Origin of the sequence: Methylobacterium oryzae, from assembly GCF_021398735.1 — a bacterium.
Lineage (GTDB): Bacteria > Pseudomonadota > Alphaproteobacteria > Rhizobiales > Beijerinckiaceae > Methylobacterium.
In genome coordinates, this window is the sequence record NZ_CP090349.1 from 2,005,169 (window position 1) to 2,027,794 (window position 22,626).

20 protein-coding genes and 1 pseudogene are annotated in these 22,626 nt (G+C 71.5%); 13 read left to right on the forward strand and 8 right to left on the reverse strand.

Annotation, left to right across the window (positions count from 1 at the left end; genetic code table 11):
• Positions 1 to 8 precede the first annotated feature (8 nt).
• A complete protein-coding gene (locus LXM90_RS09575) occupies positions 9 to 572 on the reverse strand; it encodes a TetR/AcrR family transcriptional regulator (protein ID WP_020092021.1) in 564 nt (187 codons plus the stop codon).
• A 97-nt stretch (positions 573 to 669) separates the two neighbouring features.
• On the opposite strand from LXM90_RS09575, the gene LXM90_RS09580 reads away from it, so the two are divergent.
• The 4 genes from LXM90_RS09580 (at position 670) to LXM90_RS09595 (ending at position 6,355) form a co-directional block, all read left to right on the forward strand.
• Positions 670 to 1,773 carry an efflux RND transporter periplasmic adaptor subunit gene (locus LXM90_RS09580; protein WP_020092022.1) on the forward strand — a complete coding sequence of 368 codons (1,104 nt, stop codon included), beginning with the start codon at positions 670 to 672 and terminating at the stop codon, positions 1,771 to 1,773.
• Positions 1,770 to 2,867 carry an efflux RND transporter periplasmic adaptor subunit gene (locus LXM90_RS09585; protein ID WP_020092023.1) on the forward strand — a complete coding sequence of 366 codons (1,098 nt, stop codon included), beginning with the start codon at positions 1,770 to 1,772 and terminating at the stop codon, positions 2,865 to 2,867. Before LXM90_RS09580 ends, LXM90_RS09585 begins: the two co-directional genes overlap by 4 nt.
• A 22-nt stretch (positions 2,868 to 2,889) precedes the next feature.
• On the forward strand, positions 2,890 to 5,955 hold the full coding sequence (locus LXM90_RS09590) for an efflux RND transporter permease subunit (RefSeq protein WP_020092024.1): 3,066 nt from the start codon (positions 2,890 to 2,892) through the stop codon (positions 5,953 to 5,955).
• Positions 5,956 to 6,133: 178 nt separating this feature from the next.
• Positions 6,134 to 6,355, forward strand: coding sequence for a hypothetical protein (locus tag LXM90_RS09595; protein WP_020092025.1), 222 nt, complete (start codon positions 6,134 to 6,136; stop codon positions 6,353 to 6,355).
• A 15-nt stretch (positions 6,356 to 6,370) separates the two neighbouring features.
• Here LXM90_RS09595 and LXM90_RS09600 read toward each other — a convergent pair whose 3' ends face one another.
• Complete coding sequence (locus tag LXM90_RS09600) at positions 6,371 to 6,748, reverse strand: 4a-hydroxytetrahydrobiopterin dehydratase (RefSeq protein ID WP_020092026.1); 378 nt, start codon at positions 6,746 to 6,748, stop codon at positions 6,371 to 6,373.
• 184 nt (positions 6,749 to 6,932) lie between these two features.
• Here LXM90_RS09600 and LXM90_RS09605 point away from each other — a divergent pair, with 184 nt between their 5' ends.
• The 6 genes and pseudogenes from LXM90_RS09605 (at position 6,933) to LXM90_RS09630 (ending at position 12,096) form a co-directional block, all read left to right on the forward strand.
• A complete protein-coding gene (locus LXM90_RS09605) occupies positions 6,933 to 7,913 on the forward strand; it encodes an ABC transporter substrate-binding protein (RefSeq protein WP_020092027.1) in 981 nt (326 codons plus the stop codon).
• A 60-nt stretch (positions 7,914 to 7,973) separates the two neighbouring features.
• The gene (locus tag LXM90_RS09610; RefSeq protein WP_056528723.1) at positions 7,974 to 8,711 is read left to right on the forward strand and encodes an ABC transporter permease; all 738 of its coding nucleotides are present in this window, start codon (positions 7,974 to 7,976) and stop codon (positions 8,709 to 8,711) included.
• The gene (locus LXM90_RS09615) at positions 8,692 to 9,426 is read left to right on the forward strand and encodes an ABC transporter ATP-binding protein (protein WP_103984763.1); all 735 of its coding nucleotides are present in this window, start codon (positions 8,692 to 8,694) and stop codon (positions 9,424 to 9,426) included. Before LXM90_RS09610 ends, LXM90_RS09615 begins: the two co-directional genes overlap by 20 nt.
• 174 nt (positions 9,427 to 9,600) lie before the next feature.
• Positions 9,601 to 9,697 (forward strand): annotated as a pseudogene (locus tag LXM90_RS09620) (isocitrate lyase/phosphoenolpyruvate mutase family protein); the annotation flags it as partial.
• A 259-nt stretch (positions 9,698 to 9,956) separates the two neighbouring features.
• Positions 9,957 to 11,174 carry an MFS transporter gene (locus LXM90_RS09625; protein WP_234082476.1) on the forward strand — a complete coding sequence of 406 codons (1,218 nt, stop codon included), beginning with the start codon at positions 9,957 to 9,959 and terminating at the stop codon, positions 11,172 to 11,174.
• Between the two features lie 34 nt (positions 11,175 to 11,208).
• On the forward strand, positions 11,209 to 12,096 hold the full coding sequence (locus LXM90_RS09630) for a LysR family transcriptional regulator (protein WP_234082478.1): 888 nt from the start codon (positions 11,209 to 11,211) through the stop codon (positions 12,094 to 12,096).
• 9 nt (positions 12,097 to 12,105) lie between these two features.
• Here LXM90_RS09630 and LXM90_RS09635 read toward each other — a convergent pair whose 3' ends face one another.
• The 5 genes from LXM90_RS09635 to LXM90_RS09655 form a co-directional block, all read right to left on the reverse strand.
• Positions 12,106 to 12,438 carry a cytochrome c gene (locus LXM90_RS09635; RefSeq protein WP_234082481.1) on the reverse strand — a complete coding sequence of 111 codons (333 nt, stop codon included), beginning with the start codon at positions 12,436 to 12,438 and terminating at the stop codon, positions 12,106 to 12,108.
• 11 nt (positions 12,439 to 12,449) lie between these two features.
• Positions 12,450 to 13,667 (reverse strand): molybdopterin-dependent oxidoreductase, encoded by a 1,218-nt coding sequence (locus LXM90_RS09640; RefSeq protein ID WP_234082483.1) that lies wholly within the window; start codon positions 13,665 to 13,667, stop codon positions 12,450 to 12,452.
• A gap of 495 nt (positions 13,668 to 14,162) precedes the next feature.
• Positions 14,163 to 14,678: a DUF2165 family protein gene (locus LXM90_RS09645; RefSeq protein WP_020092034.1), complete on the reverse strand. Its 516-nt coding sequence runs from the start codon at positions 14,676 to 14,678 to the stop codon at positions 14,163 to 14,165.
• Positions 14,679 to 14,749: 71 nt separating this feature from the next.
• The gene (locus LXM90_RS09650) at positions 14,750 to 16,666 is read right to left on the reverse strand and encodes a hypothetical protein (RefSeq protein WP_234082486.1); all 1,917 of its coding nucleotides are present in this window, start codon (positions 16,664 to 16,666) and stop codon (positions 14,750 to 14,752) included.
• Positions 16,667 to 16,811: 145 nt separating this feature from the next.
• Positions 16,812 to 17,138, reverse strand: coding sequence for a HesB/IscA family protein (locus tag LXM90_RS09655; RefSeq protein WP_020092036.1), 327 nt, complete (start codon positions 17,136 to 17,138; stop codon positions 16,812 to 16,814).
• Positions 17,139 to 17,291: 153 nt separating this feature from the next.
• Here LXM90_RS09655 and LXM90_RS09660 point away from each other — a divergent pair, with 153 nt between their 5' ends.
• Positions 17,292 to 18,539 (forward strand): deoxyguanosinetriphosphate triphosphohydrolase, encoded by a 1,248-nt coding sequence (locus LXM90_RS09660; RefSeq protein WP_234082489.1) that lies wholly within the window; start codon positions 17,292 to 17,294, stop codon positions 18,537 to 18,539.
• Positions 18,540 to 18,564: 25 nt separating this feature from the next.
• Here LXM90_RS09660 and LXM90_RS09665 read toward each other — a convergent pair whose 3' ends face one another.
• Positions 18,565 to 19,002 (reverse strand): hypothetical protein, encoded by a 438-nt coding sequence (locus tag LXM90_RS09665; RefSeq protein WP_020092038.1) that lies wholly within the window; start codon positions 19,000 to 19,002, stop codon positions 18,565 to 18,567.
• 279 nt (positions 19,003 to 19,281) lie between these two features.
• Between LXM90_RS09665 and argS the strand changes: the two genes are divergently transcribed.
• Complete coding sequence (gene argS, locus LXM90_RS09670; protein WP_020092039.1) at positions 19,282 to 21,033, forward strand: arginine--tRNA ligase; 1,752 nt, start codon at positions 19,282 to 19,284, stop codon at positions 21,031 to 21,033.
• 48 nt (positions 21,034 to 21,081) lie between these two features.
• Entirely contained in the window at positions 21,082 to 22,461 is a 1,380-nt protein-coding gene (locus LXM90_RS09675; protein ID WP_020092040.1) for an SPOR domain-containing protein, read from the forward strand.
• Positions 22,462 to 22,626: the final 165 nt, after the last annotated feature.

A 22,626-nucleotide genomic window follows, 5' to 3' on the forward strand; every position in this document is an offset into this window, starting at 1 on the left:
GTCCGGATCTAGCCGCCGGCTCGCCCGGCGATGCGGTCGAGGGCCTCGAGCATCGGCGCCAGGGCGTCCTCGTCGAGTTGCTGGAAGCCCAGCGCCCGGCTCATGAACAGACCGAGGATGGCGAAGTACAGGACGGAGCCCTCGCCCGGGGGAGCGCCCTCGATCCGTCCGAGCTGGTCCAGCTGATCCGCGACGAACGCCTGGAAGTCTTTCTGCGCCTCCGGTGACTCCATCGATGCCAGCAGGAGTGCGCGCGCCGCTTCGTTGTCGTCGCAGTAGTGCCCGCGGATATGCGCCACCATCGCCCTGGGAAGCTGCGACGGGCCGGCCGGTATCTCCCGCGCGCAGGCGTCGATCTCCGCGCGCACGTCCGCGAGCTTGCGGGCGACCAGCGCCCCCACCAGGGCGTCCTTCGACGCGTAATGGTGCAGGACGCCGCCTTTGCTCAGCCCGGCCTCGGCCGCGACCGCGTCGATGGTCAGCCCGCGGACGCCTCCCTTCAGGAGAACGGCCGCGGCCGCCTCCAGGATGATCTCGGGGCGCGCCGCCAGTCGCTGTCGCTTCGCCTGCATCACGGACCTGCACTAAAAACCGTCTGGACGGTATGTAACGGATGGCGTAGGAACGCGCCACGCAATTCGCACGAGTCGCGCCGACACGGTCGATCGCATGAACCGCATCGCCTTCCTTCCATCCGCATCCGCGCTGCTGATGTTAACCGCGCTCGCGTGGATCGGGTGCGCCCAGGCCGCGCCCGAGACGGCGCTCGACTCCGCCGTGGCGCGCGTGCGGGTCGTGCAGGCGCGTCGCACACCGATGGCGCTCGACGTGGTGGTGACCGGCGACGTCCAGGCCCAGGCGCAGGTCAACGTCTCGTTCCGAACGAACGGGAAGGTCGCCGAGCGGCGCGTCGAGATCGGCGACCACGTCACGGCCAATCAGGTCCTCGCCGTCCTCGAACCCCTGACGCAGCAGGCGAATCTCGACAACGCCAAGGCCGCCCTGGCTTCGGCCGAGGCGCTGCTCACGCAGGCGAAGATGTCGTACGAGCGCCAGAAGCAGCTCCTGGCCGGCGGCTTCACGACCCGCTCGACCTACGACAACGCCGAGCAGGAGCTGCGCACCACGCAGGCGGCGGTCGACTCGGCCAAGGCGGCGCTGGGAACCGCGCAGGAGCAGTTCTCCTATACCGAGCTGCGCGCGGGCGTGTCCGGCGTGGTGACGAGCCGCAGCTTCGAGGTCGGCCAAGTGGTCCAGTCGGGCCAGACCGTGCTGGTCGTCGCGCAGGACGGGCCCCGCGACGCGGTCTTCAACGTCTACGAATCGCTGCTGGCCCAGCCGCCGGCCGGCGACACCGTCGCGGTGGCGCTGCAGTCGGACCCGTCCGTCACCGCGGTCGGGACCGTGCGGGAGATCTCTCCCACCGTGGATGCCGCCAGCGGCACGGTGCGGGTCAAGATCGGCCTTAAGTCGACGCCCGACGCCATGGGGCTCGGCGCCGTCGTGATCGGTCGCGGGCGCTTCGCGCCGCACGAATCGGTGATCCTGCCCTGGTCGGCGCTCTACCGCTACGACGGGAAGCCCTCGGTGTGGGTCTACGATCCGGACCGGAAGACCGTCTCGGTCCGCGCGGTGGAGATCGATCGCTTCGGCCCCGATATCATCGCGCTGAAGCGCGGCGTCGAGCCGGGCGAGCGCGTGGTCATCGCCGGCATCCAGTTCCTGCGTCCCGGCCAGACGGTCGCGGCCGCCGAGATCGGAGACCGCCCATGACAGCGCGCGCGTATCTCGTCCTGGGCCTCCTCGCGACGGCACTGGCCGGGTGCAACGGTCACGGCGAGGAGGGAGGCGAGGCCGCGGCGGCCCCGGTCCGTCCGGTGCTGACGCAGGTTGTCGTACCGAGTGACACCGTCACGTTCGGGCCGTTCGCCGGCACGATCGAGCCGCGCTACCAGGCGCAGCTCGGCTTTCAGATCCCCGGGCGCATGGTCGCGCGGGACGTGACGATCGGCGACCTCGTCACCCGCGGCCAGCGCCTCGCGGCCCTCGACACCATCGTGACCCGTTTCGACCTGACCCGCGCCGAGGCCGACTTGGCCGACGCGAAGGCGCAGGCCGAGAACGCAGAGGCCGCGGAGTCGCGGACCCGGCGCCTGATGACCGGCAACGCCGTCTCCCAGGCGACGCTCGACCAGGCTGTCGCCAAGCGCGAGACCGCCCGGGCCCGGGTGGATCAGGCGATGGCGAGCCTCCAGAAGGCCCGCGACCAGATGGACTACACTGAGCTGAAGGCCGAGTTCGACGGTGTCGTGACCCAGCGCCTCGCCGAAGTCGGCCAAGTGCTCAGCGCCGGCCAGGGCGTCGTGACCGTGGCGCGGCCCGACGTTCGCGAGGCGGTGGTCGACATTCCCGAGGCCCATGTCGGGGCTCTGCCGTCGGACGGCGTGTTCACCGTCGCGCTCCAGAGCGCTCCGGAGCTGACGGCGCGCGGGCGCGTCCGCGAGATCGCGCCCCTCGCCGAGTCGGGGACGCGGTCCAAGCGCATCCGGATCACCCTGGACGATCCCGGCCCGGCCTTCCGGCTCGGCGCGACCATCAACGTGTCGCTCATGCGCAAGGTCGCGCCCACCGTCCTTCTGCCCGCCTCGGCGCTGCTTGAGGACGGTGACCGCCGCTCGGTCTGGGTCGTCTCGCCCGACGGGAAGTCGGTAGCGCGCCGCGACGTCACCGTGGCGGCGCGGGACAACGCCGAGGACGGCCGCGTCGCGGTCGTCGCCGGCCTGAAGGCCGGCGAGCGCGTCGTGGTCGCGGGCGTCCACGTCATCAAGGAAGGCCAGGCCGTGCGCCTGACCGACGGCGCCGTCTGATCCGGCCGCACGGGGTTTTCGCGTGAAGGACTTCAACCTTTCCGACTGGGCGCTCGGGCACCGCTCGTTCGTCTGGTTCCTCATGCTGGTCTCGCTGATCGCGGGCCTGATGGCCTACACCCGCCTCGGCCGTGAGGAGGATCCGCCCTTCACCATCAAGACCATGGTGGTGCAGACCACGTGGCCCGGCGCGACCATCAAGGACACCCTCGATCAGGTCACCGACCGGGTCGAGAAGGAGCTTCAGCAGCTCAACGGCCTCGACTTCGTCCGCAGCTACACGACGCCCGGATCGTCGACAGTCTTCGTCCAGTTCCGCGACACGCTCAAGAAGAACGAGATCCAGCCGGCCTTCTACCAGGTCCGCAAGCGGCTCGGCGACATCAAGGGTCAGTTCCCGGAGGGCGTGCAGGGTCCGTTCTTCAACGACGAGTTCGGCGACGTCTACGGCAATATCTACGCGTTCACGGCCGACGGCCTGACGCACCGGCAGCTGCGCGACTACGTCGAGGGCATCCGCACCGAGGTCCTGCGGGTGCCCAATATCGGCAAGACCCAGCTGATCGGCACGCAGGACGAGACGATCTACCTCGACTTCTCCACCCGGAAGCTCGCCGGCTACGGCATTGATTTCCAGGCCCTGATCAAGGCCCTGCAGGCGCAGAACGCGGTCTCGGCCTCCGGCGTGGTGCAGGCCGGGCCGGAGCGCATCTCGCTGCGGGTCAGCGGCTCCTTCGCCTCCGAGGCCTCGCTCCAGGACTTCAACCTGCGGGTCAATGACCGCTTCTTCCGCCTCGCCGACATCGCCGAGATCAGCCGCGGCTACGAGGATCCGCCCGCACCGCTGTTCCGGGTGGACGGCAAGCCCGCGATCGGCCTCGCCATCGCGATGCGTCCGGGCGCCAACCTGCTGCATTTCGGAGAGGCCCTGAAGGAGCGCATGCGCGCCATCGAGGCCACCCTGCCGCTCGGTGTCGGCGTCCATCTCGTGTCGGACCAGCCCAAGCAGGTCGAGCACGCGGTCGGCGGCTTCACCCAGGCGCTGGTCGAGGCCGTCATCATCGTGCTGGGGGTGAGCTTCGTGAGCCTCGGCGTCCGGGCCGGCCTCGTCGTCTCGGTGTCGATCCCGCTCGTGCTGGCGATCGTCTTCGTCGTCATGCAGATCATGGACGTCACCCTCCAGCGCATCTCCCTCGGCGCGCTGATCATCGCGCTGGGCCTCCTCGTCGACGACGCCATGATCACCGTCGAGATGATGGTGGCCCGCCTGGAGCGGGGCGACACGCTGCGGAAGGCCGCCACCTTCGCGTACACGTCGACGGCGTTCCCGATGCTGACCGGGACGCTCGTGACGGTGGCGGGCTTCCTGCCGATCGGCTTCAACGGCTCCGGCGCCGGCGAGTACACCTACTCGCTGTTCGTGGTGATCGCGGCCTCGCTGCTGGTCTCCTGGGTCGTGGCGGTCCTGTTCGCGCCGCTTGTCGGTGTCACGCTCCTGCCGAAGACCATGAAGCACCACACGGAGAAGGAGGGGATCTTCACGCGCCTGTTCGTCTGGGCGCTGCGGCTCGCCATGCGCTGGCACTGGACGACGGTGGTGGTCTGCCTCGGGCTGATGGCGGCGGCCATCGTCGGGATGGGGCACGTTCAGCAGCAGTTCTTCCCGTCCTCGGACCGGTCCGAGGTGCTGGTCGACCTGACCCTTCCGCAGAACGCCACCATCGCCGAGACCCGGGCGCAGATGGACCGGTTCGAGGCGAACCTGAAGGACGATCCGGACGTGACGAGCTGGTCGTCCTACGTCGGCGAGGGCGCGGTGCGCTTCTACCTCCCGCTCGATCAGCAGCTCGCCAACGCTTTCTTCGGCCAGATCGTCATCGTCACAAAGTCGCTGGAGGTGCGCGACCGCGTGATGGCGCGCCTGCAGACCATCGGCCTGCGCGACTTCGTCGGCACCGACGTGCTGGTGCAGCCCCTGAGCCTCGGGCCGCCCGTGGGCCGGCCGGTGCAGTACCGCCTCAGCGGCCCGAACATGGAGACGGTGCGCCGCCTGTCGCTCGACCTCGCCAACGTGGTCGCGGCCGACAAGCGCCTCGACGTGCCGACCTTCGACTGGAACGAGCCCGGCAAGGTCCTGCGGGTCGAGATCCTCCAGGACAAGGCGCGCCAGCTCGGCGTCACCAGCCAGGACGTCGCCGGCATCCTGAACGGGATCGAGGGCGGCCAGGCGATCACGCAGGTCCGGGACTCGATCTACCTCGTCAACGTCGTCGGCCGCGCCCGCGCCGCCGAGCGGTCGTCGCTGGACACCCTGCAGTCGCTGCAGGTCGGTCTCGCGAATGGCACGGTGGTGCCGGTGCTCGCCTTCGCGCGGATCGGCTACGATCTCGAGCAGCCGATCGTCTGGCGCCGGGACCGCCTCCCGACCGTGACGGTGCGCGCCACGATCCACGACGCGACCCAGCCGGCCACCATCGTGGCCGCCCTGCAGCCCGGTCTCGACGCCTTCATCAAGGCGCTCCCGGAGGGCTACACGGTCCAGACCGGCGGCGCCGTCGAGGAATCCGCCAAGGGCCAGGGCCCGATCGCGGCCGTGGTCCCGGTCATGCTGCTGGCCATGGCGTTCCTGCTGATGATGCAGCTCCAGAGCTTCGGCCGGATGCTCCTCGTCTTCACCGTGGCACCGCTCGGCCTGATCGGCGTGGTGCCGGCGCTGCTCCTGTTCGACAAGCCGATGGGCTTCGTCGCCATCCTGGGCATCCTGGCGCTCATCGGGATCATCATCCGCAATGCGGTGATCCTGGTGAGCCAGATCGAGGAGTTCCGGGCCGAGGGGATGGCGCCCTGGCAGGCGGTCTTCGAGGCGACCCACCACCGCATGCGGCCCATCCTCCTGACTGCGGCCGCGGCGAGCCTGGGCCTGATCCCCATCGCCCGCGAGGTGTTCTGGGGGCCGATGGCCTTCGCGATGATCGGCGGGATCCTGGCGGCGACCTTCCTGACGCTCCTGTTCCTGCCCGCGCTCTACGTCGGCTGCTACCGTATCCGCCCGGAGACGGGCGGCGCGCCGGCGGCCCACGCCGGCTGATCGGCCGGCTCACGCGATCGCGGCGCCCGCGGGCGCTGCGAGAAACGGTCGGCCCGCCCCTCCGCCCCCTCAGGGCGGGCCGACCGTGACGATATTTCACGCGAGCGGGGCCACACCGCCGGAAACCCGACGGTGTTCCGGCGCGTAGGGTGCGACGGAAACGAGGACCGTCCCGCCCATGAACGCCTTCATCGCCGTCGTCCTGGTCTGCGCCAACGGGATCGCGCAGGAGTCCTGCACGGACGCCCAGGCGCTCGAGGTCCGCAAGGTCCGGGTCGCCAACGAACTCGGCTGCGCCACCGGCTGGCAGGAGATCATCGCCCGCACCGAGCTGCGCGAGGAGATCGGCAAGACCGCCTACCTGAAGACGGAGTGCCGCCGGGTGAAGGAGCCGCGGTGACGCACGCGGCGGCCGCTACTTCTCGTACTTGATGTAGGCGAAGCGCGGATCGGTCGGGGTGCCCTCGAGCCCCTGTCCCTCCAGGCCCGGCTGCCAGGAGACGACCTCCTCGATCTTCCGGGCGAGGGCGAAATCCTTGTCGGTGATGCCCTTGGCCGCGTGGTTCATCAGCCGGACCTCGACCCAGGCGTAGGAGGCCGTGATGTCCGGATGGTGCCACGCCGCCTCGGCGAGGTGGCCGACCGTGTTGATCACCATCAGGGTGCTCTTCCAGCCGGACGTCTTGTAGGTGCGCCGGATCCACCCGTCCTCCAGCCGCCAGGCGGGCAGCTCGGCCTTCAGCCGCGCCTCCACGGTCGCGTCGTCCAGTGCGCCCTCGCGTCGCTCGCTCATGATCCATCTCCGATGAAACCGTCGCTGCCGAGGGTGCCGCCGCGGCCGGTTGCGCGCAAGCGTGTTTGCCGCGGTGGACGGAAACCGATGTGAGCCCTATGACCTTTTGGCAATGGCGTCCGGCTCGATCGGCACTCCAGTCTGCCGCCGCTGAAGACTGCGCAATACGATGGGAGAAGGCGTGATGCTGTCACGGCGCGCGATGCTCGCCGGGGGCCTGCTCGGCGGCCTCGGCCTGCGGGCGGCGCGCGCCGACGTGCCGACGATCCGCCTCGGCAGCCTGCCCTTCGGCACGTCTACCTGGGAGGCGGCGGTGATCAAGGCCCGCGGCCTCGACACGGCCAACGGCTTCGAGCTCGACGCGGTCAAGCTCGCCGGCAACGACGCGGCCCGGATCAGCTTCATCGGCGGGCAGGTCGACACGATCATCGGCGACCTGCTCTGGGCTGCCCGCCTCGGCAACGACGGCCAGGCGGTCCGCTTCATCCCGTACTCGACCTCCGAGGGCGGCGTGATGGTGCCGGGCGGCAGCCCGGTGAAGAGCCTCAAGGATCTCGCGGGCAAGCGCCTCGGGGTGGCGGGTGGCCCCCTGGACAAGAACTGGCTCCTCCTCCGGGCACAGGCCAAGGACGCGGCCGGCATCGACCTCGAGCAGGCCGCCGAGATCGCCTACGGCGCCCCGCCTCTGATCACGCTGAAGCTGGAGCAGGGCGCCCTCGACGCGGCGCTGACCTACTGGACCTACTGCGCCCGCCTCAAGGCCAAGGGCTATCGGCAGCTGGTCGGGGCCGAGGACATCATGCACGCCCTTGGGGTCCCGGGCGACGTGGCGCTGATCGGCTACCTGTTCCAGGACGCCACCGTGAAGGAGAAGCCCGCGGCCGTGGCGGCCTTCGCCCGGGCCTCGCGGGCCGCCAAGGACATGCTCGCCTCCGACCCGAGCACGTGGGAGATCGTGCGCCCGCTGATGGCGGCGGAGGACGAGGCGACCTTCGAGGCCCTGAAGCACGATTTCCTGGCCGGCATTCCGCGCCGCTCCATCGCGGAGGAGCGCGCCGACGCCGAGAAGCTCTACGCGGTGATGGCGCGGCTCGGCGGCGCCCGCCTCGTCGGAAAGGGCAACGCGCTCCCGCCGGACCTCTACTACATCGGCCGCAATGGTTGAGGCGGCCGCCCGGCGGGCGCGCGTGTCGACCGTCAAGACTATCAGGATCATCGGGACCGCATGGGCGCGCTGACCCGTATCGCGTCCCTGGCCGTGCTCCTCGCCGCCTGGCAGTTCGCCGCGATGGAGGCGGGCTCGCGCCTGCTGCCGGCGCCCCTCGCGGTGCTGCGCTTCATCGTTCAGGAGGCGGAGCGCGGCGACCTCGCGCACAACGTGGGCATGACACTGCTCCGCGTGGCGATCTCCTTCACCGTGGCGATGGTCCTCGGCGTCCTCCTCGGCGTCGCGCTCGGACGGTCCAAGGCCGCCGACCTCACCCTCGACACGCCGCTGCTCGTCCTCCTGAACACGCCCGCCCTGGTGATCACGGTCCTGGCCTATGTCTGGGTCGGCCTCACCGAGACCGCCGCGATCCTGGCGGTGGTGCTCAACAAGCTGCCGAACGTCGCGGTGATCGTGCGCGAGGGCGCGCGGAATCTCGATCCCGGGCTCGACGAGATGGCCCGCGCCTACCGGCTCGACCGGCGCAGCTGGGCCCGCGACATCCTGATCCCGCAGCTCCAGCCCTACATGGTCACGGCGGCGCGGTCGGGCCTCTCGCTCGCCTGGAAGATCGTGCTGGTCGTGGAGCTGCTCGGGCGCCCGGACGGGGTCGGCTTCGCGATCAACTACTACTTCGTCCAGAGCACCGACGTGGCGGCCATCATCGGCTACAGCCTCGTCTTCATGGCCGTGATGATCGGCATCGACGTCCTCCTCCTCCAGCGGCTCGAAGCCTATGTCCGTCGCTGGCGCTGAGCCCGTCCTCCAGGTCGCGATCGCGTCGAAATGGTACCGGCCCGCCCGGGCCGAGGCGGTCGAGGCCGTCCGGAACCTGACCTTCGGCGTCGGCGCCGGGGAGATCGTCTGCCTGATCGGGCCGTCGGGCGCCGGCAAGACCACCACCCTGCGGATCCTGCTCGGCCTCGACACCGCGTTCGAGGGCCGCGTCTCCGGCGCGGACCGGGCGGGCATCGTGTTCCAGGAGCCGCGGCTGCTGCCCTGGCGCAGCGTCGAGCACAACGTCCGCCTCGGCCTGCCCCGGGCACGGCGCGGGCGCGATCTCGACGATCTGTTCGCGCGGCTCGGCCTGACGGCGTGGCGGACGCGCTACCCGAAGGCCCTGTCACTGGGCATGCAGCGGCGCGTGGCGCTGGCGCGCGCCCTAGCCGACGGCCCGCGCGTCCTCGTCCTCGACGAACCGTTCGTGTCCCTCGACGACGCCGCCGCCGCGGAGCTGCGCGGCCTCGTGGTGGACACGGTGGACCGGGCCGGCATGAGCGTGCTGATGGTGACGCACAACGTCGCCGAGGCGATCGGGATCGCAGACCGGCTGCTCCTCGTGTCGCGGCGCCCAGCCAGTCTCATCGCCGACGTCCGCCTCGACCGGCCGCGCCGGGAACGCGACCGCGCCTGGGCCGAGGCGACGCGGGCGAACCTCGCCGCGCAGCATCCGGAGATCATCGCGCAGTGACGCGTGTCGCGCCGGCCGTTCGGCCGATGCCATCGGTCCAGATCGGCCGCTGCGTTCAGCGCGCCTCCCGAACGGATCGTTGAACCTCCCTCCATCTCAACCTCGGACGATCCCCGGCCAGGCAGGCCATCCCCCCGCGGGACCCGATTGGCGTAGGGGCGCCCGAGGGAGGTGCGGATCAGTGTCGGCGGGTCGTTCGCGCGGGCGGTCCTCGGCGGTCTCGCGCACGCGGCGCGGGAGGTGCTGGAACGCGGCACCTTCAGCGACGCGGCGGAGGCCGTGTCGGGCGGCAGGGCGAAAGCCTACAGGGCTGAAGAGCCGCGGCAGGCGCGACAGCTCGGGATCGCTGCCGCACGGCGGGCGATCCTGCGGCGAGCGGGCGCCGATCGGCCCGGATACGCGAGTCGCGGCGAAGGACCGGGCGGCACGGTTTGTCATCGCATCGCGATACGGACGGGAACGCCGCCGCTATACCGGTGCCCTCGTCGCACCGGCCGGCCGCGGAGCCTTGTCGAATCCAGAGCGTCTCGATGTCCCGCACGTCCCCCTCGGCCATCGACCGCGCGCCCGTCGCCGACCGGTCGGGCACCGGCAATGTGGTCAGGCTAGCCGTCGCGCAGGCCCTCGCCGGCGCGAACTCGACCGTCGTGTTCGCGACGGGCGCGGTCGTCGGCAACATGCTCGCGCCCAGCAAGGTCCTGGCCACATTGCCGATCTCGATCTTCGTGGTCGGGATGGCCGCCTGCGCCCTTCCGACCGGCAGCATCGCCAGGCGCCACGGGCGCCGCACCGCCTTCATGGTCGGCACCGGGTGCGGCGTGCTCGTCGGCCTGCTCTCGGCCTGGGCGATCGTCGCGGCCAGTTTCTGGCTGTTCTGCGCGGCGATGTTCCTCGGGGGCGCCTACGCGGCCGTGGTCTTCTCGTTCCGCTTCGCCGCCGCGGACTGCGTTCCGGCCGATCGCCGCCCGCGGGCGCTGTCGGCCGTCATGGCCGGCGGCGTCTTCGGCGGGGTGATAGGGCCGCAGCTCGTCACCCACACCATGGACCTTTGGCCTCCCTACCTGTTCGCCGCCACCTTCCTGGCCCAGGCCGCCGTCGCCGCCGCGGCCGCCCTGATCCTGGCGGGCGTTCGCCTGCCGCGGCCGGCCGCCGGGTCCGTCTCGGGCGGACGACCGCTGGCCGTCATCCTCGCGCAGCCGCGCTTCGTGATCGCGGTGATCTGCGGGGCCGTGTCCTACCTCCTTATGAACTTCGTCATGACGGCCGCCCCGCTGGCCATGCGCCTGTGCGGCCACGCGCAGGAGGATGCCAATCTGGGCCTGCAGTGGCACGTCATCGCCATGTACGGCCCGAGCTTCTTCACCGGGCGCCTGATCACGCGCTTCGGCGCGTCCCGCGTGGTGGCGGCCGGCCTCACCTTGACGGGGGCGGCAGCGCTCGTCGGACTCGCGGGCTTGGACGTCGGGCATTTCTGGTTGTCCCTCATCCTCCTCGGCGTCGGCTGGAACTTCGGCTTCGTCGGCGCCTCCGCGATGGTGCTGGACTGTCATCGCCCGGAGGAGCGGACGCGGGTGCAGTCGATCAACGACTTCATCGTGTTCGGCATGGTGGCGGTCGGTTCGTTCTCGTCCGGGGGCCTGCTGACGAGCTACGGCTGGGACACGGTGCTCTGGGTGTCCTTCGCGCCCTTGGCGCTGGCCGCGACGGCGCTCGCGCTCACGACAGGGCGCGGCGCGAAGGCGTGGTAGCCTGGATCGTCCCTCGCGGTCGCAGAGCCTGTCGATGACCCTCGATCAGTTGCGCATCTTCGTGGCGGTCGCCGAGCGTCAGCACGTCACCCGCGCGGCCGAGGCCTTGAACATCGTCCAGTCTGCGGTCAGCGCCGCGGTGTCCGGGCTGGAAGAGCGCCACGCGGTAAAACTGTTCCACCGGGTGGGCCGCGGCATCGAGCTGACCGATGCCGGTCGCGTCTTCCTCGAAGAGGCCCGCGCGGTGCTCGCCCGCGCGGAGGCGGCCGAGCGGGTGTTGGCCGACCTGAGCGGCCTGCGGCGGGGAAGCCTGCGCGTTCACGCGAGCCAGACCATCGCCAGCCACTGGCTACCCCGCCATCTCGTCGCGTTCCGGGCTGCCCATCCGGACATCACGATCCGGCTCGCCGTGGGCAACACCGCGGAGGTGGCGCGGGCGGTCGCCGATGGCTCGGCCGAACTCGGCTTCGTCGAGGGCGAGGTCGAGGATCCGGTCCTGGCGAGCGCGGCGGTCGCGCAGGATCGGCTCGTGCTCGTCGTGCCGGCCGGCCACCCCTTCTCGGCCCGGGAGACCCTGACGGCCGCCGATCTCGCGGGCCACCCGTGGGTGCTGCGCGAGGCGGGCTCCGGAACGCGCTCCGCCTTCGAGGCGGCGCTCGCGGCGGCGGAGCTGGCGCTCGCGGATGTGACGGTGTCGCTCGAGCTGCCCTCCAACGAGGCCGTGCTCGCCGCGATCGAGGCCGGGGCCGGTGCGAGCGTCCTGTCGGAGGCGGTCGTGGCGGGCAAGCTGGCCGCCGGCGCGCTCGTCGCGCCGCCGTTCCCGCTGCCCGCACGGACCTTCCGGATGCTGCGCCACCGGGAACGGTACCGGAGCCGCGCCGCGGACGTCCTGCTCGGCCTGATCCGAGACGGGGCGCCGTGAGCGGCGCGGTCAGGGCCGCGGCTTGAGCGCGGCGAGATAGTCGATGATGGCCTGCCGGTCGGCGGGATCCACGCTCGCCTTGTAGCTGTGGATCATCTTGTCGACGATCCCGCTCCACTGCGCCTTCGACAGAACGGGCTGCGTGAGGATCATCCCGGCCGAGTGACAGGCGAGGCAGGTGTTGCTGATCGCCTCGGCGCCCGGTTCCGCCGGGAAGACCTGATCGGACGTGGGCCATTCGACATGCTGCGACGTGAAGCGCATCGACTCGGGCGCGGCGGCCGCGAAGACGGGGATCAGGGCGAGCGCGGCTAGGCAGCGCGCGGTTGGCGTCAGGGACATGAAACTCCTCCTCAGGCGACCTGGAGCGTCACGGTCTCGACGCCGTTCTGCATGAAGCCCGCGCCGTTCCAGACCGGGTCCATCGGCTGCGCGAGTCCGTTCGTGTTGGTGCAGCGGACCTTGATGGCGCGAGTGCCGGTCGCGAGGGCCGGCAAGCCGACGTCGAAGCGGCGGAAGCTGTAGCCTCCCGCGTCGGCCCCGAGCCGCGTCGGTGTCCACGACGCGCCGCCGTCGGTGGAGATCTCCACGGTCCTGACCCCGCAATCGCCCCCGAAGGCGATGCCGCGCACGGCCACTGGCGCGCCGGCCGCGACCCGGACGCCGTCCTGCAGGTTCGTCAGGAAGGCGCGCGGCACCATGCGGTCGATCGGCACCGTCTTGAAGCCGGTCTGGCCGGGCCGGACGTTGGCTCCCGGCACGTCCGGGATGCGGTAGGCGGTCTCCATCCAGTACTGATCGTCGGGCCTGTCCAGAACCTCGATGTCCGACAGCATCTTGACCCAGTAGGTCGAGTATCGGCCCGGGACGACCAGGCGCAGCGGGAAGCCGTTCAGCAGCGGCAACTGCGCGCCGTTCATCGCGTAGGCGATCATCACCTCGCCGTCGCGGGCATGGTCGAGGGCGAGGGATTTCCGGAAGTGCGGCGCGTCGCTCACGACCGGCTCGTCGAGGCCGGCGAAGCGCACCTGCACGGCCCCAGCCTTCACGCCCGCACGGTCGAGCACGTCCTTCAGGCGCACGCCGGTCCAGAGGGCGTTCCCCATCGCGCCGTTGGCCCACTGCGCGCCGGGGACCCGCGGCACGAACAGGCCCCGCGAATTGCCAGAGCACTGGTTCACCGCCGCGATCTCGAATCGCGGCATGCCGGCGAGCGTGTCGAGGGACAGCGACAGGGCCGTCTCGACGTGGCCGCGCACTGTCAGACGGAAGGACGATGCGTCGATCGCGGTCGGAATCTCGGCCCAGTGCCAGCGCACGTAGAAGCGGTCGTTGGGGGTGAACACGCCCTCGTCGAACACCGCGAAGGGTGTCTCCAGCAGCGGCGGCCGGGTGCGCTGCAGGATCATCGCGCCCTTCCCGGGGAAGGCGGTCGTGACCGCGCGCTGCTCGGGACCGCCGGGCAGGGGGAGTCTGACCGTGCCGGCGGCCCAGGCCGGGGCGGCCGCAGCGAGGCCTCCGAGGCCGAGGCCGGCCAGCACGGCACGGCGGGGAAGGGCGGATTGGCTCACGGCGATGTCTCCTCAACGGCGTGGGGTAACTCGATGACCGTTGCTCTGCGGTTTGCAGATCGCGGTTGCGCGGTCCGATCTCTCTCCTGACGCTCCTCGAACTGGACCCGGGCATCACGCGATGCCGAGAAGGCGGATCAGGTGGAGGCTGACGGCGGTGGGCGCGGCGAGCGAGGGTGCAGGTTCAGGGCCCGGTCGACGATCGCGACCTCGACCGCCTCGGGCCGACGGCTCTGGGGCTGACCGCGAGGCGGGAGCCAAGCCTGGCTACGGAACCGCGGATGCGGCACGCGATCGAAAGAGGGTTGGTCCTGCGCGACACGGCTCGGCTCCGGAACAGGGAGCCACCATCCCTCTCGCCGAGCGTTCAATCCAACAGAACTTATGGAACGAACTGATCGCGATTCCCGATCGTTCCGGGTGGCGGTGCGGCGAACTCCGAGAACGCGGTCGGCACGACAGCCCCCGCGTCGGGGCAGCGCTGGCCGCGCGATCTCAGCCTATGCGGCCCGCCTCCGGATCCTCGGCCTCGGGCAGGGCGACGTAGATCATCACGCCGAGGACCGTCATGGCGAAGCGGAAGGCGGATTGTTGGCCGTTCCAGACCTTCGACATCCACATGCCGAACCACTCGGCGCCGATGCCCAGGAAGCCCGCCTGCCAGACCAGGAAGCCGACGCTCAGGCCGGCGATCGCCCAGGTCTTGGCCCGGTCGAAGTCGCCGCGCGGGGCCCGCAGCCGCGCGAGCATCAGCGCGACGCCGATCCAGAGCAGGAGCGCCGTGACAGCCTCCGCGGCGACGATCATCGCGAAGGCGCCGCGCTGCAGTGCCGGATCGGTGATCGCGCGGTCGGCGATGCCCGAATCCGGCAGGATCGTGTCCATCGACAGCACGTGCTGCACGAAGGCGAGGTTCACTGCCGGCTCCGTGACGTTGCCGTACACGACCAGCGTGCAAGTCAGGGCCAGGGCGCCGACGAGGGCGGCCTTCGAGAGGCGGACGGCGAGCATGGGCGGCCCTTCCAGATATGCGGGCGTCGCCTTCGGAGCCGGGCCATGGCCTCGGCCGATCGCGGCGCCCCTCAGTTCGCCTTCGCCTCGACCTCGAGCCGGTCGAGGACGGCGGCCGGTGAGCGCGCCGCGCCCAGGTCGATGAAGCCGATCCCCGCCGGCTCCTTGGACTTGGCGTGCACCACGAGCTTGCCGGGTTTCATCACGAACTGGCCCATGGCGGCGCCGATCCCCTTGGCGGCCGCGCTGTTGCCCAGGATGATCGGCACGCCGAGCAGGCTGGCGGTGACGTATTCCTTGCGCAACTCGTCCGGCTTGAGGCTGAGATCCTTCGACTGCGCGGCCAGGAAGCGCTCGAACAGGCCGGCATTCTCGACCGTCAGGTTCAGGGTCTTGGCGCTGCCCGAGAACATCACCATGGTCGCCGCCGGCAGGGTGCCGGAGAACAGTTCGGGCCCGATGCCTCCGAGCGTGCCGGACAGGCGGACGGTGCCGATGTGCCGCCCGGAGATCGTGACCTCGCGCAGGGCGAGGTCGCGGGCCTTCTCGTCCAGGCTCGCGTCGGCCACGAGGTCGAGGTCGAGGTCTCGGTAGCCGTAGGCCGGCAGCAGGCCGAGGAGCGGCGCGCCCGCGAGCAGGTCGGCGGGCAGGCTCAGGCCGGTGAGGCTGATGCGGGTCGCGCTGGGCACGCCATCGGTCAGCGGGCCGAAGGCCAGGGCCGCCTCGCGCAGCGCGACGCGGGGGGACGTCCGCGGCGACACCGTGACCGCCAGGGGATCCGCGGTCCTGTCGGCCGGCCTGGGCTCGGGTGTCCGCGCCGACCGGCCCGGCTCGGGCAGGGCGCCACGGGCCGGGGGCCGGACGTCGCGGGGAGGCGCCCGCTCGACCTCCGCCTCGGGCGGCAGGTCGATCGACAGGTCGGTGAGGGTGAGCGTGCCGAGCTTCGGCGTCAGGCGACGCATCTCGACGTCGGAGAAGCCGGCGCCGCCCGTCGGCTCGGCGGCGATGCCCTGGAGGGTCGCGACGGTCGGCGCCAGGGAGGTCCCCAGCGCGGCCACGCGGCCGACATGGATCCGCAGCGCGCCGCGGGTCATCGACAGGTTGTCCAGGGTGGTGCCGCCCTCGGAGCCCGAGGAGGTGTAGGCGGCCCGGCCGATCTCGAACAGCACCGGCCCCTTCGGATCGGTGTCGCTGACGCTCAGGCCCTGCATCTCCAGGCTGCCGACCGAGGTGGCGTCGATGAGATCGGCGGCGGCGGCGGCCAGCGGTCGGCGGTCGCTGGCGCCGTCGAAGCCGTTCGCCACGATGGCGAAGGCACCGCTCCAGCCGTCCGGGACCTGCCGGCCGCCGAGGTCGCGGCCGTCGAGGCGGGCGATCTTCACGGTGGTGCCGCGCGCGTCCGAGTAGGTGACGTCCGAGACCTGGATGGTGCCGTAGACGCGCTGGACCGGTCCCTTGCCGTCGCCGGGCACCGTGTAGAGCCGGCTGAGCGCGGCGAGATCCAGGTCCGTGGCGCGCACCTGACCGTAGGTCCCGGACCCGCGGTTCGGCCCCGCGACGGAGCTGACCGTCGCGCCGGCCGCCGTCAGCTCGCCGACGCGGCCGGCCCGGATGTCGCGGGCGACCACGTCGCGGTAGGTGACGGTCTGCCGGTTCTCGCCGGGACCCGCGTTCTCGGAGACGAGGACCGGGACGGTCAGGCTGCCGGCGTCGAGCCGGGCGAGGCGCTGCTCCCAGGGCACGTTGGAATCCGGGCGCAGGATCGCCGCGAGATCCTCCTTGGAGAGGCGGGTGCCGCTGGCCGTCAGCTTCGGAGCCTTCAGCAGCGTGCCGCCCAGCGGGATCACCACGTCGTTGACCGTCACGTCCTGGACGGCGGCGGCGCCCTCCTGCGCGGCGAGCGGCGCGGGCGCGAGGCCGAGAAGGGCCAGCGTGGCGGCCGTCGCCCAGGCCGACCGGAGGCGGAGACGGGCCTTCGGGTGGTTCATGGCAGCGTCCGGACCAGGGCTCTCGCGGGGATGCCCTAGCCGTGCCGTGTTTTGCCGGGCGAGGCAATCGCGCGCGCCGGCCCGGGCGATCGAGCCTGGAAAGGTGTCGTACGGACGCAACGGCGCGTCGGCGCCGGGGCGGGGGCTACAACGAGAAGGAGGTCCCGCAGCCGCAGGAGGCGGTGGCGAGCGGGTTCTCGATCTTGAAAGACTGCCCGATCAGATCGTTCACGAAATCGATGGTCGAGCCGCTCATGTACTCGAGCGAGACCGGATCGACGATCACGGTGGCGCCGTCGCGCTCGATCGCGACGTCCTGCGCCTCGCGGGCGCGGGTGATGTCGAAAGCGTAGGAGAAGCCCGAGCAGCCGCCACCGTTGACGCTGATCCGCAGCGACGAGCCCGCCGGCTCCGCCACCATGATCTCGTTGATGCGCTTGGCCGCGCGGGCGGTCAGGGTGATCTCAGCCATCGGTCTCTGGCCACGCATTCGTTCGGTGGACGGCGCGCCCGGCCCGTTGCCGAGGGCGCCTCGACCCACAAGATATGAGCCGCAAGCCCGCGCCGCAACGCGCCGGGCGGGGAGCCGTCATGAGCAGGGTGCGTGAGTTACAGAGCGGATGCCGTGCGACCGAACGGTGAGCGCTGGCGCGCGCCCTACGCCACCGACCCGGCCCGCACCCGGGGCCGCCTGATCCCGGAGGCCGGCTCGCCGACCCGCAGCAACTTCCAGCGCGACCGGGACCGGATCATCCACTCGACGGCGTTCCGGCGCCTGAAGCACAAGACGCAGGTCTTCGTGCATCACGAGGGCGACCACTACCGCACCCGCCTGACCCACACGCTGGAGGTGAGCCAGATCGGCCGGGCGCTCGCACGCGCCCTCGGGCTCGACGAGGACCTCGCGGAAGCTCTGGCCCTCAGCCACGACCTCGGCCACACCTGCTTCGGCCATACCGGCGAGGACGCCCTCGACACCTGCATGGCGCGCCACGGCGGCTTCGACCACAACGCCCAGGCGCTGCGGATCGTCACCCGGCTGGAGCGGCGCTACGCCGGCTTCGACGGGCTGAACCTCGCCTGGGAGACGCTGGAGGGCCTCGTCAAGCACAACGGTCCGCTGCTCACCGCGGACGGCCACCCGACGCCCCGCTACGCCGCCCGCGGCATCCCGGCGGCGATCCTGGAATACGACGCGCTGAATCCCCTCGACCTGTGGAGCCAGGCCGGCCCCGAGGCCCAGGCCGCCTCGCTGGCGGACGACATCGCCTACGCCGCCCACGACCTCGACGACGGGCTGCGCGCCGGCCTGTTCGAGATCCCGGAGCTGCGGGCGGTCCCGTTCCTGGCCGGGCTGCTCGACGAGATCGACCGGCTGCATCCGGGCCTGGAGCCGTCGCGGATGATCCACGAGCTCGCCCGCCGGGTGATCACCCGCTTCGTCGAGGACGTCATCCGCGAGGGCGGCCGCCGCATCGCCGCCCTGGATCCGCAGCGCGTCGAGGACATCCGCGACGCGGATCAGCCGGTCATCGTGTTCTCGCCGGAGATCGCGGCGGCTGACGCCGAGATCATGCGCTTCCTGTGGGAGCGGATGTATCGGCATCCCGGCGTGGTGGCCGTGCGGAAGAAGGCCGACGCCATCGTCAACGACCTGTTCGCCGCGTTCACCGCGGCGCCGGCCCGGATGCCGGAGGAGTGGAGCGCCGGTCTCGACGGTGCCACCGAGGCCCGGGTCGCCCGCCGTGTTGCCGACTACATCGCCGGCATGACCGACACTTACGCGGTCCTGGCGCACCGCAAGCTCTACGCGACGACGCCGGACCTGCACTGGGAGTTGCCCAGCCGGGGCCTGCCCCTCGCCGAGCCCTGAGGGCCCGGCGCGGGGCCGGCGCGTGTCAGCAGCCGCAGCCGCAGGTGAAGCTGCCGTAGCACCCGCCGTAGCCGTAGCCACCGTAGGCGGCGGGATAGCCGTAACCGTAGCCGTAACCGCCGTAGGCGGCCGGGTAGCCGTAACCGTAGCCGCCATAACCGTAGCCGCCGTAGACGCTGCCGGCGGCGAGCCCGAGCCCGAGGCCGATCCCCGCGCCGGCCAGCCCGTAGCCGAGGGCCCGACCGTAGCCGCCGCGGTAGCCGTAACCGTAGCCGCGCCCGTAGAAGCCGCGGGCCGCGTAGCCACCGCGGTAGCCGTAGCCGCCGCGGTAACCGCCCCGGAATCCGCCACCATGGAATCCGCCACCATGGAATCCGCCGCCGCGGAACCCGCCCGCCTCGGCACTCGGCGTGGCCAGGATGAGCGCGCAGAGCGCCGTGCCCGCAATCGTCAAGGTCTTCATCAGTAACTCCGCGATCGGCCTACTCACGATCGCCAACGATGACACCGTGTCGTCTCGTTCGAGACAAGACGGACACTGGGCGATCCGTATTCGTCGCGCGGGATAACCCGTCGGCGACGCGCACGTGGTTACCGGAGCGATGCCGCGACCGCGGATTCCGCGCGGTCGGTGCGCGGCCCGGCGCCGTGACACCCTCCCGCCCCCTTGCTAGACCGCCGGGGCGGGCGCAGGCCGGACGGGCCGGGCGACGAGACCCCCGCGCGAGCGAGATCGAGACCCATGAACATCTTCGCCCTGTTCGAGGCGCGCGTGCGCGAGGCCGTGGAGGCGCTGACCCGCGCCGGCCACCTGCCCGAGGGCCTCGACCTGGGCCGCGTGGTCGTCGAGCCGCCCCGCGACGCGTCGCACGGCGATCTCGCCACGAATGCCGCCCTGGTGCTCGCCAAGGAGGCGCGGACCAACCCGAAGGCGCTCGGCGAGGCCCTGGCGGAGGAACTCCGCGCGGACCCGCGGATCGTCGAGGCGAGCGTCGCCGGGCCGGGCTTCATCAACCTGCGGCTCGACCCCGCGATCTTCCACGCGGTCGTGCGCGACGCGCTGACGGCGCCGGAGGCGTTCGGCCGCTCGCGGCTGCCCGGCGGCCCGATCAACGTCGAGTACGTGTCGGCGAACCCGACGGGGCCGATGCATGTCGGTCACGGCCGCGGCGCGGTGTTCGGCGACGCCCTGTGCAACCTGCTCGTCGCCGCCGGCCGGCAGGTGACGCGGGAATACTACATCAACGACGCCGGCGTTCAGGTCGACGTGCTGGCCCGCTCGGCCTTCCAGCGCTACCGCGAGGCCCTGGGCGAGCCCTTCGCGATCGCCGAGGGCCTCTACCCGGGCGACTACCTGAAGCCCGTGGGCGCCGCGCTGGCCGAGACCCACGGCCGCGCGCTCCTCGACAAGCCGGAGGCGGAGTGGCTGCCCGCGGTGCGCGAGACCGCGCTCGGCATGATGATGGATATGATCCGGGCCGACCTGGCGGCGATCGGCATCCGCCACGACGTGTTCTTCTCCGAGCGCACGCTCCAGGAGAGCGGGGCCGTGAAGTCCCTGCTCGCGGAACTGCGCGCCAAGGGCCTCGTCTACGAGGGCCGCCTGCCGCCGCCCAAGGGTCAGCTGCCGGAGGATTGGGAGGACCGCGAGCAGACGCTGTTCCGCACCCGGGAATTCGGCGACGACAGCGACCGCCCGCTGCTGAAGTCGGACGGCTCGTACACGTACTTCGCCTCCGACATCGCCTACCACCGGGCCAAGTACCTCGCCGGCGCGACCGAGCTGATCGACGTCCTGGGGGCCGATCACGGTGGCTACGTGAAGCGCATGCAGGCTGCCGTGAAGGCGGTCAGCGACGGCAAGGCCACGCTCGACGTCAAGCTCTGCCAGCTCGTGCGGCTGTTGCGCGCAGGCGCGCCGGTGAAGATGTCCAAGCGGGCCGGCGAGTTCGTGACCCTGCGCGACGTGATCGACGAGGTGGGCCGCGACGCGATCCGGTTCATGATGCTCTACCGGAAGAACGACGCGACTCTGGATTTCGACCTCGCCAAGGTCGTGGAGCAAACGAAGGACAACCCGGTCTTCTACGTCCAGTACGCCCATGCCCGCGTCCGCTCGGTGCAGCGGCAAGCGCGCGAGGCCTTCCCGGACGCCGACCTCTCGGCCGCGGCGCTGGCCCGCGAGGCGGATTTCTCCGTGCTGAGCGACCCGGGCGAGATCGAGATGATGCGCCTCATCGCGCAGTACCCGCGGGTCCTCGAATCCGCGGCGCTGGCGCACGAGCCGCACAGAATCGCCTTCCACCTCTATGAACTGGCCTCCGCGCTGCATAGTTTCTGGAACAAGGGCAAAGACTTGCCGCAATTACGGTTTGTTAATGCAACCGACCGAAAGTCGACGTGGGCCCGGCTGGCGCTCGTCGAAGCTCTGCGGAGCACGCTGGCGGCCGGCCTTGCGATTCTCGGTGTGACCGCGCCGGACGAGATGCGATAGGCCCGGGTGCATCGGGCCGGTCTTCGGCGTTGATGTGAGGATGCTGCCATGACGAACGCTTCGCGCGCTCAGGTCGATTTGGACGCCCTCGCGCGCGATCTGCGTCAGGAGAAGGGCCAGGCGCCGCAGGCGTCCGGCAAGGGCGACCCGCTGGCGGAACTCGCCCGCATCGTCGGCCAGGACGACCCGTTCCGGGCGCTGCTCGCGGCCCGCGACGAGATGCGCGCCGTCGCGCCCGCCGCCCCGCAGCAGGCCGCCTGGAATGCCCGGGTCGAGCCGAGCTTCGCCCCGGAACCCGCCAAGGCCACGCCGGCCGACGCGTTCGACCAGTATCTCGCCTCGGTAGAGCAGGACACGCACCGCGAGGGCGCCGGCTACGCTCCGGAGGGCGGCCCGACCTCGACCGGCGACGAGGAGACCTACGCGGACAGCCGCGCGCTCCGGCGCGCCAATCCGCGGCGGCGGCTCGCCTCGGTGGGTGCCGGCGTCGCCGTGGTGGCGCTCGCCGTCACCGGGGCGCTCACCTACAAGGGCCTGAGCAATTCGGGCCACGGCGGCGTTCCGGTGGTCCAGGCCGATTCTACGCCCCTCAAGGTCGCCCCGAAGGTCGCCGACGGCGTCGAGATCCCGGATCAGAACCGGCAGATCTACGACCCGAAGGGCAAGAAGGACGGCCAGATCAAGATCGTGAACCGCGAGGAGCAGCCCCTCGACGTGGCCGAGGCCGCGCGGGCGGCCCAGGGCCCGTCGCAGCCGAGCGGCGCCCAGGGTGGCACGACGCCGGGCAGCGGCCCGTTCGAGGCCTTCGGGGAGCCGCGCCGCGTCCGCACCGTGGCGGTCAAGCCCGAAGCGCCGCCCGCGCCGCCGCCGCGCGAGCAGCAGGCCGCCGATGCCGGGCCGGCCCCGATCCCCACCATGGTCCTGCCGAGCGACGAGCCGCCCGCTCCGCCGGCCCCGAAGTCCAGGCCCGTCCGCCAGACCGCCGCAGCCATGCCGGCGACCACGGCCACGCCCGTCGACGCGCAGCCGGAAGCCGCGGTCGAGCAGCCGGCGCCCAAGCCGGTGGCCGTGAAGCCGCCGCCGAAGGCCGCCCAGCGCATCGCCGCCGTCGCTCCGGCCGGGGCGGCCGCGCCCGACACCACCGCCAGCACCACGACGGACGACGACGCCGTGAAGTCCGGCCCGGTCAGCGGCTTCTCGGTCCAGCTGGGAGTGCGCAGCTCCGCCGCCGAGGCCAAGGCCGCGTTCCACCAGTTGCAGGCCAAGTACGCGCAGCTCGCCGGCAAGCCCGAGCTGATCCGGCAGGCCGAGGTCAACGGCAAGACGATCTACCGCGTCCGCGTCGGACCGCTGGAGAAGGCTCAGGCCGCGAGCCTGTGCAGCGCCCTGCAGGGCGCGGGCGGCCAGTGCTTCGTGGCCAAGAACTGATCTCCTGACGGCACCTCGCGGACGGGACGGCGTGCCCGTCCGCGGTGATCCGCGTCGCCCGTCCGACCGAGTCCCCTAGGCAACACGGGCGGCGCGATCGCCCCGGCCACTGGTCCGGGGCCCCGGTTTGGTCTTGCCGGCTCCCCGTTCCCGCCCGACTCTGTC

Bases quoted from the DNA above. Each gene is read 5' to 3' on its own strand.
- LXM90_RS09650 (WP_234082486.1), bottom strand. From the start codon at position 16,666: ATGAACCACCCGAAGGCCCGTCTCCGCCTCCGGTCGGCCTGGGCGACG.
- LXM90_RS09610 (WP_056528723.1), top strand. From the start codon at position 7,974: ATGGGCGCGCTGACCCGTATCGCGTCCCTGGCCGTGCTCCTCGCCGCC.
- LXM90_RS09645 (WP_020092034.1), bottom strand. From the start codon at position 14,678: ATGCTCGCCGTCCGCCTCTCGAAGGCCGCCCTCGTCGGCGCCCTGGCC.
- LXM90_RS09665 (WP_020092038.1), bottom strand. From the start codon at position 19,002: ATGAAGACCTTGACGATTGCGGGCACGGCGCTCTGCGCGCTCATCCTG.
- LXM90_RS09580 (WP_020092022.1), top strand. From the start codon at position 670: ATGAACCGCATCGCCTTCCTTCCATCCGCATCCGCGCTGCTGATGTTA.
- LXM90_RS09595 (WP_020092025.1), top strand. From the start codon at position 6,134: ATGAACGCCTTCATCGCCGTCGTCCTGGTCTGCGCCAACGGGATCGCG.
- argS (WP_020092039.1), top strand. From the start codon at position 19,282: ATGAACATCTTCGCCCTGTTCGAGGCGCGCGTGCGCGAGGCCGTGGAG.
- LXM90_RS09630 (WP_234082478.1), top strand. From the start codon at position 11,209: ATGACCCTCGATCAGTTGCGCATCTTCGTGGCGGTCGCCGAGCGTCAG.
- LXM90_RS09625 (WP_234082476.1), top strand. From the start codon at position 9,957: ATGTCCCGCACGTCCCCCTCGGCCATCGACCGCGCGCCCGTCGCCGAC.
- LXM90_RS09675 (WP_020092040.1), top strand. From the start codon at position 21,082: ATGACGAACGCTTCGCGCGCTCAGGTCGATTTGGACGCCCTCGCGCGC.
- LXM90_RS09655 (WP_020092036.1), bottom strand. From the start codon at position 17,138: ATGGCTGAGATCACCCTGACCGCCCGCGCGGCCAAGCGCATCAACGAG.
- LXM90_RS09585 (WP_020092023.1), top strand. From the start codon at position 1,770: ATGACAGCGCGCGCGTATCTCGTCCTGGGCCTCCTCGCGACGGCACTG.
- LXM90_RS09635 (WP_234082481.1), bottom strand. From the start codon at position 12,438: ATGTCCCTGACGCCAACCGCGCGCTGCCTAGCCGCGCTCGCCCTGATC.
- LXM90_RS09600 (WP_020092026.1), bottom strand. From the start codon at position 6,748: ATGAGCGAGCGACGCGAGGGCGCACTGGACGACGCGACCGTGGAGGCG.
- LXM90_RS09615 (WP_103984763.1), top strand. From the start codon at position 8,692: ATGTCCGTCGCTGGCGCTGAGCCCGTCCTCCAGGTCGCGATCGCGTCG.
- LXM90_RS09575 (WP_020092021.1), bottom strand. From the start codon at position 572: ATGCAGGCGAAGCGACAGCGACTGGCGGCGCGCCCCGAGATCATCCTG.
- LXM90_RS09605 (WP_020092027.1), top strand. From the start codon at position 6,933: ATGCTGTCACGGCGCGCGATGCTCGCCGGGGGCCTGCTCGGCGGCCTC.